The organism is Mesorhizobium sp. CA8, from assembly GCF_020164955.1.
Lineage (GTDB): Bacteria > Pseudomonadota > Alphaproteobacteria > Rhizobiales > Rhizobiaceae > Mesorhizobium.
The window spans coordinates 93708-108937 of sequence record NZ_JAIUHG010000013.1 but is presented as its reverse complement, the minus strand read 5'-3'; the positions used below and the strand labels follow the sequence as shown (position 1 = coordinate 108937).

The window sequence follows — 15230 nt, the reverse complement described above, 5'->3', positions numbered from 1 at the left end:
AGTACAGCTGTGATGAGGAAACCCGTAGCGCCCGATAGGAAGACGCGACGGAGGCCGGCAATTCGGACCGGCCGAGGCGGTATCGGCCGGTCCTGGCGAAGGAACGGGATTTGGCGGCGGCGAGGGAACGCCTAGCTTCATCCATATCGTCGATTCCATGGTCAATCAGCACGCCAAATGGCTAAAGACCTCGGCGGAGCTTTTCTGGCGCGAACCGATCGCGTCGCTCACTATCTGCTGGGGTTGTACTGATCGTAATAGGCTCCGCGGATCAGGAGCGGCAACTCGGCGGCGAGATTGGCTCCCAGGTCCGGGGGCAGGCTGTCGCGCAAGGTCCGCAGGACAACGCCAAGGGTATGCCTGCCGATCCGGCCCGAGATCATCCATGATCTCCTTCAGCCAGATATTGGTGGTCTGGTATCGTCTTGTCGAACACGTCGAGGCCATTAGAGCTCATCGTCGCCTCCAGATGAGAAAATGCCCGCACACCCATCTAAGGCAGAACACGCTGCCAGAGTTATTGTTTCGTCCGTTTGGCAATCGTTTTGATTGGCTGCCCGGAAGCGCCCACATCAACAGGGGCGCCAGGGTCTGCTTCCGTGACCCGGATATTGCCGTCCGAGATGCGCCTCATGGTGTTCGGAGCAGATCCTATCCTTACCGAAAGACGACTTTCGATCGCTGGCGTCTAAGCCTTTCATCTGGCCAGCAGACGAGTCAACAAAGCCGAAGCCTGTGTGCCAGGCATGCCGAGGTCGCGAATGCTGCTCATATGATTTGCGCCCGCCAAGCTCGAGCGCGAAACGGCCAGCCCTTGCCGTTCCAGGTGCTCGGCAAACGCTGCAGCTTGACCATGGAAGGGGGGTGTCTCATCGCTTCCGACCGCGATCTCGACCGCCACCCGACTATCGAAACGATGGCCGATGGGCGAAAAGCCGGCCACCTCTTCGTTGGTGAGCGCGATCTCCCCAGCAAGGAAGGAGCTTTGCAACGGCCTCAGGTTGTAAAGCCCGCCAAGCAGCATTGCTCCCTTGATGCCCGACGGCTGGCTGCCGTCGTTGAAGAGCATGGTAGCAAGATGCGCCCCCGCTGAATGACCGCTGATTGTGAGTTGCCCGGGATCGCCGCCAAAATTCGCGATCCTCTCATCTAGCCACCGTCTTGCCCGGCGCACCTGATCCACGATTGCAACCATCCTGACGGCAGGCATCAACGCATAGCCAACGATCGCTGCAATGGCTCCTGCGCTTGTGACGGTCTCGGCGACATACGAATAGTCGCTCTTGGAAAACATGCGCCAATAGCCGCCGTGGATGAACATGTGCACCGGCAGCCGATCGCGCCTTCCTTCCGGGAAGAACAGGTCCAGGGTTTCGGCACGGCTCGGTCCGTAGGCGACATCGGCGACCATCGGGATTCTCGCCCTGGTCTCCGCGCTTCTGCGAACAATCTCGGCGACGATTTCGTCAAATTCGACGACGTGATCACGGGTGCGGAACGGGTCTTTCGCCATTTGTCTGCTCACATCGTCACGGCGATGTACTTCGCCTCCATGAACTCGACTATGCCGTGCTTCTGGCCGCCTTCCCGTCCCAACCCGCTCTGCTTGACGCCGCCGAATGGCGCCGCCGGATCCGACATGAGGCCGCGATTGAGCGCGATCATGCCGGACTCGATCTTCGATGCCACGCGCATGCCTTTTGCAAGATCACGTGTGTAGATGTAGGCGGCGAGGCCGTATTCGGTATCGTTCGCTTTTGCGATGACCTCCGCCTCACCTTCGAAGCGGCTGATCGGTGCCACGGGACCAAATATCTCCTTATGCGCCATGAGGGCGTCGGCAGGCACATCGCAGAGCACGGTCGGCGGATAGAAGTAGCCTCTGCCTTCAGAAATCGCGCCGCCGCACAGAACTTTCGCGCCGCGGGCAAACGCGTCCTGGACGAGCCGGTCGATCTTGTCCACGGCCTTCCTTGTGATCATCGGACCGCACGCTGTATCGGATTCAGTGCCCGGGCCGACCTTGAGCGCCGCCATGCGCTTGCGCAGTCCTTCCGCAAAAGCATCGTGGATGCCGGCCTGCACGTAGAGCCGATTGGCGGCCGTGCAAGCCTCGCCCGCATTGCGCATCTTAGCGATCATCGCGCCGTCGAGAGCCGCCTCCAGGTCGGCGTCATCGAAGACGATGAATGGAGCGTTGCCGCCAAGCTCCATCGAGCAGGAGATGACGTGTTTGGCCGATTCGGCAAGAAGCACCCGGCCGACGCCGGTCGAACCGGTGAAGGACAGCTTGCGTACGCGCGCATCAGCCAGCATGGCCGATGTTACCGTGCCTGGATTCGAGGTGGTGATGACGTTGACGACGCCGGGCGGCACTCCGGCTTCCTCGTAGAGCGCGGCAAGCGCGTAAGCCGTCAGAGGCGTCTCGCTGGCGGGCTTGAGGATCACGGTGCAGCCGGCTGCAAGGGCAGGCGCGATTTTGCGCGTGGCCATGGCCGCGGGAAAATTCCAGGGCGTTATAAGCACGCAGATGCCGATGGGCTGGTAGTCGACGACAATCCGATTGGTGCCTGATGGCGACAGGCCAAATTCGCCGCTGATGCGCACTGCCTCCTCGGCGTTCCAGCGAAAGAACTCGGCTGCATAGGCGACTTCGCCGCGCGCATCGCGCAGGGCTTTGCCGTTCTCCAGGGCGATCAGCGCAGCCAGCGTCTCTGCCCGTTCCGTCATCAGCTCGAAGCAGCGCCGCAGGATCTCGGATCGCCTGCGCGGCGGCGTTTCGCGCCAACCCGATGCTGCCGCCGCAGCCGCATCGACCGCGGCCCCGGCATCGGCCAGCGTCGCATCGGGAACCGCGGCGATGACTGCTTCCGTCGAGGGATCGACCACTTCGATGACGCGGCCGTCGGATGAAGCGCGCCAGTCGCCGCCGATGTAGAGGCCGTGCGAAAAGGTGGTGTAGTCGGACATGTCGGAATCCTGGTCAAACAAGTCTGGAGAGATGTTCATAGTTTCGGATTCCTCCATCACATCGCGCTGGCGCCCATGTCGCCTTCATACGCGGCTCGGATCAAGTTTCGCATCGCCGCGATGTCGAACGGACGGGGATTGTTCTTGATCAACCTGTCTATTCCGAGCGCCTGCTCGGCCGTCCAGTCGATCTTATCCGCGGGGAGGCCGAGTTCGGCCAACGTCCGTGTGATGCCTATCGCGGCGAACAGTCGGGCGATCTCATCGATGGTCGCTTCCGCCAGGGCGGCGGGATTGCCGTTGTGGCCGGCCAAACCGAAGGCTGAGCCGATCTCGGCTATCTCCGCTGTCGCGGCGGCAAGGTTATAGCGCATCACGTAAGGAAGCATCGTGGCGACGCCCAAGCCGTGCGGCGTGTGGGTGAGGGCGCCGACCGGATACTGCACGGCGTGGGCAGCTGCCGTTCCCGCGGTGCCGAAGGCGCAGCCGGCGGCCAATGCCCCCATCATGACATCCGCGCGTGCGTCCTCGTTGGAACCGTCGCGGCAGGCTGCTTCCAGGCTGCGGCCCAGGAGTCTGATCGCCAGCAGTGCGAAATGGTCGGTCATTGCGCTCTTGCCGATGAACACATGTCTTTGCGGCAGGTCGGGGTCGGTGCCCCGCTTGGCAGCGGTGAAGGCTTCGATCGCGTGTGTGAGTGCATCGGCGCCGGCAATGGCTGTCAGTGATGGGGGACAACTCGCTGTCAGGTCCGGGTCGCACAGCGCAACCGCGGCGATGAGATGCGGGCTGGAGATGCCGACCTTGAGCGTCCGCTCCGGATCCGAGATCACCGCGACGGGAGTAACTTCGGAGCCGGTGCCGGCCGTGGTCGGCACTGCGATAAGGGGAAGGGCAGGGCCCGGCACCTTGAACTCACCATAATAGTCCTGGAGCTTGCCGCCATGGCTGATGAGCAGCCCGGCGCATTTTGCCATATCGAGGCAACTGCCGCCGCCGATGCCGATCACCATGTCCGGCCTGAACCCCTTCGCCTCTGCGATACAGGCACCCACGCTGTCGCGCGGCACATCGGGCAAGGTGCGGTCGTAGACGAGGGTGTCGATCCGGGCAGCCTTTAACCCATCGAGCATCTCAATGAACTCGGACGTTCCGGCGAGCCGTTCGTCGGTGCAGATGAATGCACGCCGGCCATATCGGCCGGCAATGGCAGCCAACGCATGGCACTGACCTTTGCCGAAGAGAATCTCGCGTGGCAGGCGCGCGGCTGCAAAAAGGGTCATCGACTGAGATCTTTCGAAAGACTTTTAGAAAGTGTCGTGTTCATCGGGGCGGTCTTCAGTTCGGGGACCGGCTTTGTCGGCTTTCGTGCCCGCGTCGGGCTTCCTAGCTCATCGGTTCATATCCTTTATAAAATCGTATAGGATATCCTATTGAATTGGCCGGAGCATCATGTTAGGGCTCGCTCGTGTCAAGAGGTAACCGATGGAAAATCCCGACCTGACGGTTGAAACCGAAGCTCGCCCAAGCGGCCGCATCCAGCGCGCCAACAGCTTGGCGGGTGACGTTTACGAAGCAATCTTCGCACAATTGATGTCGCTGAAGATTCCGCCAGGATCGCGCATTACCGTCGATAATCTTGTTAGGGAATTCGACGTTTCACACACGCCTATCCGCGAAGCGCTGGGGCGGTTGGAAGGCGAAGGCCTGGTCGTAAAGACCCATTTGATCGGCTATCGCGCGGCCCCGCAGATCACTCGGCGCCGGTTCGACGAGCTCTATGAACTGCGTCTCCTGCTTGAACCCGCCGCTGCGGCAAAGGCTACGGCAACGCTCGACGAGGAGCGCCTCACGGCATTGCGGGAGGCGGCCGGCGTGATGGCCCGGCGGGTGGGGAAGGACGAGCGTCTGCGCTATTCCAACTTCGCGCGGCAGGATGCGATCTTTCACGACAAGATCATGGAGTTCGCGCAGAACGAGCTCATTCGAGAGACGCTGAACCATCAGCATACCCACTTCCATATTTTCCGCCTGATGTACCACTCGCGGGTCACCGAGGAAGCGTTGGATGAGCACGAGGCGATTCTCGCCGCGTTCGCTGCAGGCGACGCGAGCGGCGCCGCGGACGCGATGCGCGTTCACATCGAGAATTCGCGGGACCGGCTCCTGCCTGCCTTCTAGTGACAGGTTCCTACGGCCATCGCCGCCCCAAAGCAAAGAGGACAAATCATGCCAGCCAAAAAAATCCTGATGCTGACCGGTGAGTTCACCGAGGAATACGAAATCTTCGTCTATCAACAGGCGATGGAGGCGGTCGGCCACACGGTTCATGTGGTCTGCCCCGACAAGAAGGCCGGCGATGTGATCAAGACGTCATTGCACGACTTCGAGGGCGACCAGACCTATACCGAGAAGCTTGGTCATTATGCGTTGATCAACAAGACATTTTCCGATGCGGAAAGGCAACTTGATCAGTACGACGCCGTCTATTGCGCCGGTGGCCGCGGACCGGAATATATCCGCACGGATAAGCGCGTTCAGGCAATGGTGCGCCATTTCCACGAAACCAAGAAGCCGATCTTCACAATCTGCCACGGCGTGCAGATTCTGATCGCGGTCGACGGCGTCGTGCGCGGCAAGAAGGTCGGAGCTTTGGCTGCCTGTGAGCCGGAAGTGACGCTTGCCGGCGGCACCTATATCGACCTGTCGCCAACCGAAGCGTATGTCGACGGCACAATGGTTTCGGCCAAGGGCTGGACCGCGCTCGCGGCCTTCATCCAGGAATGCCTGAAAGTGCTCGGCACGGAAATCCGGCACGGCTAGAATTTGGCGGCGCGCAGAAAGTACTTGGAGCCGGAAGCCGGCTGAACTGAAGCCGCATCGCTCCAAGTACACAATGGCTGCCATCTTTCGCCGGCCCGTTAAATCGCGTTATGGGACCTTGCCGGCAAGGCCTATGCGTGCCGATCTACCAGATGCTGGGCGGCAAATTTCGCGATCACGTGCGCGTCTATTGCGATACCGACGCGGAGAAGCAGCTTCGGCCAGTCGTCGCCTTCGCCCATGTCGGAAAGCACGCCGGGCTTGATTTCATGGGCGAGCGCTCGGGTCGTCTCGCACTCGACATTGAGCATTTGATTGATGGAGGATCGTTCGTGGTCCTCGGGCATCTTGAGTGTGCAATTGAGACCAAAAGCGGTGAGCGGCATGTAAGTCCTCCTGCTTAGCCCCGAGGGATCAACGTGAAGCAGGGACCGAGGTTGCCTAGCGGGCAAAGCGGAAATTGTCTTGAGTCAGCGGTTCCGGTAAAGACCAAGACCGATCTTCATGGGTCACTTCACGCCGATGCCGGCGGTCAGGCCGCCGTCTATCTTGTAGTCCGCGCCGGTGCAGAAGCCGGCCTTCGACGAGCACAGAAAGGCGATCAGTTCCGCCACTTCCTCAGGTTCGCCGATGCGGCCGAGCGGATGCGCCGCGCCGAAGCGCCTGTAGGCTTCCTCGACATCGGCATCGCTGCCATTGTCGCCGCGCGCGGCCTTCTCGAGGATCGGTGTGCGGATCGAGCCGGGGCTGACCGAATTGACCCGGATGCCGGCGGCCGCGTAGTCAAGCGCCAGCGAACGCGTCAGCGTGTGGATGGCACCCTTGGTGGTGGCGTAGGCGGCGACGTTCTGCTGACAGGCGAAACCCTGCACCGAGGCGACATTGACCATGGCGCCGCCGCCGCGCTTGATCATTTCCGGGATGCCGAAATGGGCGGTCAGGTAGATCGAGCCGACATTGACCGTCATCGCCTTGTTCCAGGTTTCCCAGTCGGTCGTCGTCGCGGTTCCATAGGGATGGACCGCCGCCGAGTTGACGATCACGTCGAGGCCGCTGAAACGCTCGACGCCGGCGGCGATGGCGTCGCGAACCTGGTCCGGCACGGAGACGTCGGTGTCCACGACCAGCGCGCCGGCCCCGGAGCTTTCCAACTCCGCTCTCATCGCGGCATTGGCCGCGCGATCGATGCCGCAGGCGATGATCGCGGCGCCCCCGGCGGCGAGGCGCCTGGCGGCTGCGAGACCGATCCCGGTCGTTCCGGTCACCAGCGCGACCTTGCCGTCAAAATCCTTCATTGCTGAACTCCTTTGGCTACGTCTCGGAAGCCGGTTCTTCCAGCAGGAATCGCAGGGCGAAATCGAGATGGCGGCTTACTAGATAGGCGTAAGCCAACTGTCGCGCGCCTATTTGACTCTCATTGTGGTCCAACAATAAGTTGCCCACCTCGCGGAGGAAAGCGGCAATGGAACAATGCTGGCGCTGGTATGGCCCGGACGATCCGGTGACACTCGATCATGTCAAGCAGGCCGGCGCGACAGGCGTGGTTTCGGCCCTGCACGACATCTATGACGGGCGTGTCTGGCCGCTGGAAAACATCCTCGAGCGCAAGCGTATCATCGAGGCGGCAGAACTAACCTGGTCGGTGGTCGAGAGCATTCCGGTCCACAACTCGATCAAGATCGGTTCGCCGGAGCGGCTCCGCTATGTCGGCTTCTACAAGGATACGATCCGGGCCCTGGCGAAGGCCGGCATCGCGACGATCTGCTACAATTTCATGCCGGTGGTCGACTGGACGCGGACGGATTTAGCCTACCGTCTGCCGACGACGGGTTACGCGCTGCGCTTCGATGCGATCGATTTCGCCGCTTACGATCTGTTCGTGCTGAAGCGCCGGAATGCCGAGGCCGGCTACACGCCTGCCCGCATCGCCGAGGCGGAAGCGCGGCTGAAGGAGCTCGGCGACGAGAAGATCGACAGGATCGAGCGCAATCTCATCGCCGGCCTGCCGGCCACCGAGCGCGCCTACAACCGCGACAGCTTTCGCGAGGCCTTGGCTGACTATGATGCAGTCGGGCCGAAGGAATTGCGCGAGAACCTCGCTTGGTTCCTGCGCGAAATCATTCCGGTGGCCGAGGAGGAGGGGGTGCGCATGTGCATCCATCCCGACGATCCGCCATTCTCGCTCTACGGCCTGCCGCGCATCGTTTCGACCGCCGAGGATGTGCGCTTCATCCTCAATGTTGTCGACAGCCGGGCCAACGGGTTGACGTTCTGCACCGGCTCCTACGGCACGCGCGCCGACAACGACATTGTCGCGATGGTCAAGGAATTCGCGGAGCGAATCCATTTCGTCCATCTGCGCAATGTCACCATCGAGGACGACGGCTCCTTCCACGAGGCCGAGCATCTCGAGGGTGGCACCGACATGGCGCATGTCATTCTCGCGCTGATGCAGGAGGAGGCGCGTCGCCGTAAGGAAGGCCGCGCCGACTGGCGCATTCCGATGCGGCCCGATCATGGGCATCTGCTTGCCGACGATATCGGCAAGACCAAGATCAATCCCGGCTACTCGCTGATCGGCCGGCTCAAGGGCCTTGCCGAGTTGCGCGGCATCATGCGCGCCGTCGAGCGGTTCGGGCTGGCTTGAGGTGACTGCCACCAAGGCCGGGGTATCCTTCGGACCGTTATCGGTGGCCAGGCTCAGCGCGCGTGTCACGTGGGGGGTGTGGCGCCGATCCGCCGGAAAATGAAGCTTTCATTTCCCTCCGGCGCTGCCTGCGCGGCGTCGGTCAGCATCGCCATTCGCTTGTGGATCGGCGACTTGATGCAGGCCGGATCCGTTGCCGCCGCATCGCCGGCGATCGCCATCGCCTGACACCTGCAGCCGCCCCAATCGACCTCGCGGCGCTCGCAGCTTCGGCATGGCTCCTGCATCCAGTCGGTGCCGCGGAAGGCGTTGAATGCCGGTGAATCGGCCCAGATTTCGGCGAGCCTCCAGTCTCCGAAGCGCTCGAAGCGCAGCGAGGGAATGGTCTGGGCGGCATGGCACGGCAACACGGTGCCGTCGGGAGCCACCATGAAGGCGTCGCGCGCCCAGCCGCCCATGCATGGCTTGGGATAGATGGCAAAATAATCCGGCGTGACGAAATCGATGTTCATGATGCCGGCGAGCCTTTCGCGCGCCGCCGCGACAATGTCCGCCTGCCGGTTGACCGCCGCCAGGTCGGGCATCAGCCTGTCGCGGTTGGCGAGCGCCCAACCGGCATATTGGACGTTGGCGATCTCCAGCCGCTCCGCATCCAAGGAGAGGGCGAGATCGATGAATTCCGGCACTTCCTCGATGTTATTGCGATGAACCGGCGCATTGATGGTGAGGGGCAGCCCGACCGCGCGGGCGCGGCGTGCCGTCTCCAGCTTCTTCTCGTGACTGCCCCGGTGGTTGCCGATACGGTCGGTGGTCGCCGGACGGGCGCCCTGGAAGCTTAGTTGCAGATGGTCAAGACCGGCTTCGGCAAAGGCCTCGATGCGGCCCTCGGCAATGCCGACGCCGGCGGTGATGAGGTTGGTGTAGACGCCGCGGGCCGAAAGCCCGGCGATCAATTGCCCGAGGTCGCGACGCAGCGTCGGCTCGCCGCCGGAAAGATGCACCTGCAGGACACCGAGATCGGCGGCCTGCGAGAAGAGATCGAGCCAGGTCTGCGTGTCGAGCTCGCAGTTGGCCTTCAGCAGTTCGAGCGGATTGGAGCAATAAGGGCACTGCAGCGGGCAGCGATGCGTCAGTTCCGCCAGCATGCCGATCGGAGGCAGGAGGGGCGCACTCATAGCTTCACCAAAAGCTTGTCCGACCATTCCTGCAGGAAGGCGATGACGTCGGCCGCCACGTCCTCCGGATCCGCGTCATAGTCGGCCGCAAGATCGGCGATGATGCGCTCGACCGTGGACCGGCCGTCGCAGCGGCGCAGTATGTCGAGACTGATCTCGTTCGGCCAGAAGACCTTCTCCGGCGAAAGCACGGCGAAGGCCTGCCGCACGGGATCGTACTGGATGCGCACATGCCTGGGCAGTGATGGCGCCGACCGCAACGACACGATGGCTCTGTCGCGCAGCGCTGTCATGGCGCCGCCTCCGGGCGGAAGGCGCCGGGCGGTATGTTTCCCGGCGCGCCATAAGCATGCTGGAGCGCATCGAGCATGGCCCAGAGTATGTCGCATTTGAACACCAGCGCATCGATCGCCTGCTGCTGGCGTTCGGCCGTGTCGGCGTGGGCGAGCACGTAGGCGAGGGCGAAGTCGGCGTCGCGCGATGCCTGTTCGGGCCGGCGGGTGAAATAGGCCAGCGTATCCTCGGTGATGTAGTCGTATCTGGCCAGCATCGCCGGCACCCGCTCGCCGATGATGGTCGGTGAGAACATCTCGGTCAGCGATGACGCGACCGCCTCGAGCAGCGTATGGTTTGTGCAGAAGGAAAGATAGGCGCCGACGGCGAAGCGGGTCGCCGGGAGCGCCAACCTTTCGCTCTTGACCGCTTCGGCATCGAGCCCGAGCGAGGTCGCCAGGTGCAGCCAGCGCGCGATGCCGCCGCTCCATCCGTCCTCGCCGTCATGGTCCTCGATGCGTTTGCGCCAGGCGGCGCGGAACGCCGGATCCTCGGCGCGCGCCAGGATCATGGCGTCCTTGCGCGGAATGACGGCTTGGTAGCAATAACGGTTCAGCGCCCAGGCCTGCATTTCGGCCTTCGACAAGGCGCCGCCGGTCATCCTGTGATGGAAAGGATGGCGGTTGTGGTAGCGCTTGTCGCCGACCTGCCGCAGCACTGCCTCGAACTCGCTCTTGGACAGTCCGCCTCGGGCCGCGTCGTGGAAATCGCTCAAAATTCCATCTCCATGCCATCCCTGGCGACTTCCCAGCCAGCCGCCTTGACCGCCGCGTGTTCGGCGGAATTCTCGTCCAGAACAGGATTGGTGTTGTTGATATGGATGAAGATACGGCGACCGATCTTCACATCGGCCAGGCCGGCGATCGAACCCGCTTCCCCGGACATCGCGATGTGCCCCATGCGCGCGCCGGTTTTCTGGCCGACGCAGGCGGTTATCATCTCTTCGTCCGTATAGACGGTGCCGTCGAACAGAAGGCAGGCGGCATTCGCCAGGCGCGTGCGCAACGCGGCATCGATGCGCGCGCAGCCCGGAACGTAGAAGACGGCGCCGCGACCGCCGGTCCCGCTGATGCGGACGCCGATCGTGTCGCCCGTGTCGGAGCTGAAATCGGCGGCGAGATCGCCTCTTTGCTCAAGATAGAGCGCGACCTTGCCGGGCACCGGAAAGCTGCGGACGACCACCCCGGTCGGGTGACCGTCCGCGCCGCAGATCGGCATCTCCTCCGTCTGGGCCAGCAGGCGCCGGGGCACGATCGCCGGGTCGAGGACATTGAAGATCGAATTCGCCTCCAGCGTCGCCAGCACCTGTGCCGTCGCATAGATCGCGAAAGGCTGTCGCTCGCGCAGGCTCAGCAGGCCGGCGACATGGTCCACGTCGGCGTTGGTCAGCACCACCGCGCGGATCGGCGTCGAGCGCAGCGGAGCGTCAGCCGCGGGCTGAAGCTCGGGCGCTTGCGCAATCTGCTGGCGGATATCGGGCGACGCGTTGAAGAGAACCCAACCTGTGCCGTCCGCCGATACGGCGATGGATGATTGGGTTCGCGAACGCACGCCGGGCATGCCCGCGCGAGCCGCGCGGCTCAGGCGGTAATTGCAATTCCATTGCGGGAAGCCGCCTCCCGCCGCCGATCCGATGATCTTCACGCGCATGCCAAACGCCCGCTCCGCGCCCCGTCCGATCGGCTTTTCGGCGGCAGACAGCTTGGTATTCGCGTTTCCCGCTGCAAGCCCTCACATGCGGCGGAGTGCATGCCCCTGCTGCCAGGGACATGCACCTTGCGGCCTACTTCCTGGGAGGAATTTCAGCAGGCAGATACCGCGAAATTTCGAAGCCCGCAGCGACCTGGCACATGGTCGGTTTCTTCCAGCTCTTCTTCATCGCATTGTCCTCTTCTGCCAGCCCGAAGGGGCCGGTCATGTCGTTGGCCCATTGCGGGCGGGTGCAACGGCTCGTCCATCATCTCACAAATGGACAAATGAAACACCGGGTTCTCAAACAACCAAATCGAAGATCGGTTCCTTTCCTCTATCGCCTCTTTCGTTTTCACGCCCATCGAGCTCGCCCCGGCGTCGCCGGGATCGGGTTATCATACTCGTCGATTGGGCAAACCGCACTACAATCCCTTTGGCCGGCAAGCCTCCATGGTCATCGGCATATCTGCCGGCGCCCCCGGAACCACGGTTCACCTGGCGTCCTCAATTCAGGCTTATCAGCCAAGCTCAGCCTGCTGCTTCGGTTTCGGCGAAGCAAAGGACAGAAAAAGACTTCTTTTTGCGATCCGGGCCGGGTGCTCTCTTGCAGGCCTAGAACACGCTAGGCCCGCCCGGGAGGCGACGCATAACAAGAGAGCGGCTGCCAAAACGCCGCTTGGCATAGGCCGCTTGAATGGGGCCGACGCCGGCAACAGCCATGGGGAACCACGACAATGAAGACATTCCGAAATTGCCTGATGACGGCGGTCAGCGCAGGCCTGCTGGGCCTGGGGCTTGCCGCTCCCGCCAATGCCGGCGCCATTCGCCTCGGCATGACCACCTGGGTGGGCTACGGGCCGCTGTTTCTCGCCCGTGACCTCGGCTACTTCAAGGAAGCCGGCGTCGATGTCGACCTGAAGATCATAGAAGAATCAGCGCTTTACATGGCGGCGGTCGCAGGCGGCGACCTCGACGGCGCCGCTTCCACCGTTGACGAGCTGATGAAATACCGCTCCGAGGAGCTCTGCTTCAAATATGTGGTGGCGCTCGACGACAGCCATGGCGGCGACGGCGTCGTCACGCAGCCCGATGTCAAGTCGCTCAAGGATCTGAAGGGCCAGCAGGTGGCCTTGAACGAGGGCTCCATTTCCGAATTCTGGTTCAATGTGCTCCTGAAAAAGGAAGGCATGACCGAGGACGACGTCACCATCACTAACATGACCGCCGACGACGCGGCCACCGCCTTCATCGCCGGCCAGGTACCCGCAGCCGTGACGTGGGAGCCGCACCTCACCGAAGTCCGCAAGGGCGGGAAGGGCAAGGTGCTGATCGATTCCACGACCACCCCCGGCCTGATCGTCGATGTGATCGCGCTCAAATGCGACCTGATCGAGAAGCACCCAGAGGACGTGAAAGCTCTCATCAAGGGCTATTACAAGGCGGTCGACTACATCAAGACCAACCCGGACAAGGCCTATGAGATCATGGCCAAGGGCATTGGCGGCTATCTCGAGAAGCCGGAGGATTTCGCAGCCGGCGCCAAGGGCGTGCGCTACTACGATCGCGCCCGCAACCTGGAATTCTTCGGCACGCCGCAGAAGAGCGAAGCGGCCGACCTGGTAAATTTCGCGCAGGACGTCTGGGGCAAGGCCGGCAAGCTCAAGATGACGATCGACTCGAAAACCATCCTCGACACCGATTTCATCAAGGAACAGTAGGCCATCGGGATGGCCGGGGGTCGGCCCGTCGGGCCGATCCTGCTTCTCGAACGCCTGAGTTTCAGGCCTGAAATCAACGGAGGCCATCTCATGGCACAAAGGCGGACGGCGTGGACACGCCTGACGACCCCATTCGCCAACATCCCCGCCAGCACGGCCACCACGCTTGCGCTGGCGATGTGGGTGGTCGTGATCGGCGGCTGGGCGTTGCTGTCCTATGGCCGCGTCGTGCCGAACATGTTCCTGCCGACACCTGGAACCGTGCTCGAGACGACCTATCGCATGTCTCTGGACGGCAGCCTTCTCTACCACACTTTGACAAGCGCCAAGGTGGTGATCCTGGGCTTCATCGTCTCCTCGCTCATCGCGGTGCCGCTGGGACTGTGGATGGGGACCTATCGGGCGGTTCAGGCGCCGCTGGAGCCGCTGGTCAATTTCATCCGCTATCTGCCGGTGACCTCCTTCGTGCCGCTGTTCATCCTTTGGATCGGCATCGGCATCGAACAGCGCATAGCGGTCATTTTCTTCGGCACGTTCTTCCAGCAACTGGTGATGATCTCCGACTGCGCGCGCGGCGTCTCCAGGGACCTGGTCAACGCCTCCTACACTTTGGGCACCAAGCGCAGCGAAGCGGTGTGGCACGTCATTTTTCCTGCAGCGCTTCCGGCGATCCTCGACACGCTTCGCGTCACCATGGGCTGGGCCTGGACCTATCTGGTCGTTGCCGAGCTCGTCGCCGCGTCGAGCGGCCTCGGCTATATCAGCCTCAAGGCAATGCGCGGCTTCCAGGTGGATGTGATCTTCATGGCGATCGCCGCGATCGGGCTTCTGGGCCTGATCACCGACACGGCATTCCGCATTCTCCGGGCAAGGGTCGCGCCATGGGCACCTTGATCTTGAACGCATCCTCGCAAACCGCAGCCGGATCAAGGGTAGTGATGACCGAAACCGTCAAGGCGAACCATCCGGCCGGCACGGTCCATGCATCCGGCGATCCGCGTTCGGCCGGGACCACGATGGCCATCGAGGACGTGACATTGCGCTACGGCGATGCCAATGGCGTGCTGGCGCTGGACGATGTGTCGCTGAAGGTGGCCAAGAACGAATTCTGCGTCATCGTCGGCCCTTCTGGATGCGGCAAATCCAGCCTGCTCTACCTTGCCGCCGGCCTCAATGACGCGACCTCGGGCAGCATCAAGGTCGACGGCCGGGAAGTGATCGAGCCCGGCGCCGACAGGGGCATGGTGTTCCAGAGCTACACCTTGTTCCCGTGGCTCACGGTGCGCGCCAACATCGAATACGGGCCGAAGCGCAAAGGCCTGCCAGCGGAGCAGCGAAAGCAGATCGTCGACCAGTATCTCAACGAGGTTGGCCTCGCGTCTTTTGCGAATCACTACCCCGCCCAGTTGTCGGGCGGCATGAAGCAGCGCGTGGCGATCGCGCGCGCCCTGGCCAACGACCCTGCCGTCCTCTTGATGGACGAGCCGTTCGGCGCGCTCGACAGCCAGACGCGCGGCACCATGCAGAAGCTGCTTCTGCGCGTCTGGGAGCGGCAGCAGAAGACGGTGCTCTTCGTCACCCACGATATCGACGAGGCGCTGGTGCTCGGCGACCGCGTGCTGGTGATGACGGCAAGGCCCGGCAAGATCAAGGCCGAGATCAAGGTCGACATTCCTCGGCCGCGCTCGATGGATGTAATCCTCGAACCCGACTTCATCGCGCTCAAGCGCCGCATCCTCGGCCTTCTGCACGACGAGATCGACGAGGATCACTAATCCGCCGCCCAAAAATTCGCAGCGGTTTGGGAGGGGCTTAAACAAGGCTTAAAGCGCGTTACGCATTTTAGAGCAATCGCAAGCAATCACAAATAGT

16 protein-coding genes and 2 pseudogenes are annotated in these 15230 nt (G+C 62.6%); 7 read left to right on the top strand and 11 right to left on the bottom strand.

Annotated elements, in window-relative coordinates; translation table 11 throughout:
- Positions 1 to 133: 133 nt before the first annotated feature.
- Positions 134 to 229: pseudogene (locus LB553_RS30810) on the top strand (hypothetical protein); the annotation flags it as partial.
- Between the two features lie 7 nt (positions 230 to 236).
- Here the strand turns inward: LB553_RS30810 and LB553_RS16160 are convergent.
- The 4 genes and pseudogenes from LB553_RS16160 to LB553_RS16145 form a co-directional block, all read right to left on the bottom strand.
- A pseudogene (locus LB553_RS16160) lies at positions 237 to 457 on the bottom strand (DUF2267 domain-containing protein); the annotation flags it as partial.
- Between the two features lie 240 nt (positions 458 to 697).
- The gene (locus LB553_RS16155) at positions 698 to 1513 is read right to left on the bottom strand and encodes an alpha/beta hydrolase (RefSeq protein ID WP_224514764.1); all 816 of its coding nucleotides are present in this window, start codon (positions 1511 to 1513) and stop codon (positions 698 to 700) included.
- A gap of 8 nt (positions 1514 to 1521) precedes the next feature.
- Positions 1522 to 2970 carry an NAD-dependent succinate-semialdehyde dehydrogenase gene (locus LB553_RS16150; protein WP_412033345.1) on the bottom strand — a complete coding sequence of 483 codons (1449 nt, stop codon included), beginning with the start codon at positions 2968 to 2970 and terminating at the stop codon, positions 1522 to 1524.
- Between the two features lie 56 nt (positions 2971 to 3026).
- Positions 3027 to 4253, bottom strand: coding sequence for an iron-containing alcohol dehydrogenase (locus tag LB553_RS16145; protein WP_224514761.1), 1227 nt, complete (start codon positions 4251 to 4253; stop codon positions 3027 to 3029).
- Positions 4254 to 4455: 202 nt separating this feature from the next.
- Here LB553_RS16145 and LB553_RS16140 point away from each other — a divergent pair, with 202 nt between their 5' ends.
- Both LB553_RS16140 and LB553_RS16135 read left to right on the top strand, forming a co-directional pair.
- Positions 4456 to 5151: a GntR family transcriptional regulator gene (locus LB553_RS16140; RefSeq protein ID WP_224514758.1), complete on the top strand. Its 696-nt coding sequence runs from the start codon at positions 4456 to 4458 to the stop codon at positions 5149 to 5151.
- 48 nt (positions 5152 to 5199) lie between these two features.
- A complete protein-coding gene (locus LB553_RS16135) occupies positions 5200 to 5793 on the top strand; it encodes a DJ-1/PfpI family protein (protein WP_224514757.1) in 594 nt (197 codons plus the stop codon).
- Between the two features lie 131 nt (positions 5794 to 5924).
- On the opposite strand, the gene LB553_RS16130 is transcribed toward LB553_RS16135, so the two are convergent.
- Both LB553_RS16130 and LB553_RS16125 read right to left on the bottom strand, forming a co-directional pair.
- Complete coding sequence (locus tag LB553_RS16130) at positions 5925 to 6179, bottom strand: hypothetical protein (protein ID WP_224514877.1); 255 nt, start codon at positions 6177 to 6179, stop codon at positions 5925 to 5927.
- Between the two features lie 123 nt (positions 6180 to 6302).
- The gene (locus tag LB553_RS16125) at positions 6303 to 7088 is read right to left on the bottom strand and encodes an SDR family NAD(P)-dependent oxidoreductase (protein WP_224514755.1); all 786 of its coding nucleotides are present in this window, start codon (positions 7086 to 7088) and stop codon (positions 6303 to 6305) included.
- 167 nt (positions 7089 to 7255) lie between these two features.
- Here LB553_RS16125 and uxuA point away from each other — a divergent pair, with 167 nt between their 5' ends.
- A complete protein-coding gene (gene uxuA, locus LB553_RS16120; RefSeq protein WP_224514753.1) occupies positions 7256 to 8440 on the top strand; it encodes a mannonate dehydratase in 1185 nt (394 codons plus the stop codon).
- Between the two features lie 65 nt (positions 8441 to 8505).
- Here the strand turns inward: uxuA and pqqE are convergent, their stop codons facing one another.
- From pqqE to LB553_RS30550, 5 genes are all read right to left on the bottom strand, one after another.
- Entirely contained in the window at positions 8506 to 9615 is a 1110-nt protein-coding gene (pqqE, locus tag LB553_RS16115) for a pyrroloquinoline quinone biosynthesis protein PqqE (RefSeq protein WP_224514752.1), read from the bottom strand.
- A complete protein-coding gene (gene pqqD / locus LB553_RS16110) occupies positions 9612 to 9908 on the bottom strand; it encodes a pyrroloquinoline quinone biosynthesis peptide chaperone PqqD (RefSeq protein ID WP_224514751.1) in 297 nt (98 codons plus the stop codon). Before pqqD ends, pqqE begins: the two co-directional genes overlap by 4 nt.
- Positions 9905 to 10663, bottom strand: a complete 759-nt coding sequence (gene pqqC / locus LB553_RS16105; protein WP_224514750.1) for a pyrroloquinoline-quinone synthase PqqC — start codon at positions 10661 to 10663, stop codon at positions 9905 to 9907. Before pqqC ends, pqqD begins: the two co-directional genes overlap by 4 nt.
- Positions 10660 to 11598, bottom strand: coding sequence for a pyrroloquinoline quinone biosynthesis protein PqqB (gene pqqB / locus LB553_RS16100; protein ID WP_224514749.1), 939 nt, complete (start codon positions 11596 to 11598; stop codon positions 10660 to 10662). Before pqqB ends, pqqC begins: the two co-directional genes overlap by 4 nt.
- A gap of 133 nt (positions 11599 to 11731) precedes the next feature.
- The gene (locus LB553_RS30550) at positions 11732 to 11866 is read right to left on the bottom strand and encodes a hypothetical protein (RefSeq protein WP_263484085.1); all 135 of its coding nucleotides are present in this window, start codon (positions 11864 to 11866) and stop codon (positions 11732 to 11734) included.
- Positions 11867 to 12374: 508 nt separating this feature from the next.
- On the opposite strand from LB553_RS30550, the gene LB553_RS16095 reads away from it, so the two are divergent.
- The 3 genes from LB553_RS16095 (at position 12375) to LB553_RS16085 (ending at position 15133) form a co-directional block, all read left to right on the top strand.
- Positions 12375 to 13358: an ABC transporter substrate-binding protein gene (locus tag LB553_RS16095; RefSeq protein ID WP_224514748.1), complete on the top strand. Its 984-nt coding sequence runs from the start codon at positions 12375 to 12377 to the stop codon at positions 13356 to 13358.
- 90 nt (positions 13359 to 13448) lie between these two features.
- Complete coding sequence (locus tag LB553_RS16090; RefSeq protein WP_224514747.1) at positions 13449 to 14252, top strand: ABC transporter permease; 804 nt, start codon at positions 13449 to 13451, stop codon at positions 14250 to 14252.
- Between the two features lie 122 nt (positions 14253 to 14374).
- Entirely contained in the window at positions 14375 to 15133 is a 759-nt protein-coding gene (locus LB553_RS16085) for an ABC transporter ATP-binding protein (protein ID WP_224514871.1), read from the top strand.
- The last annotated feature ends 97 nt before the right edge of the window (positions 15134 to 15230 follow it).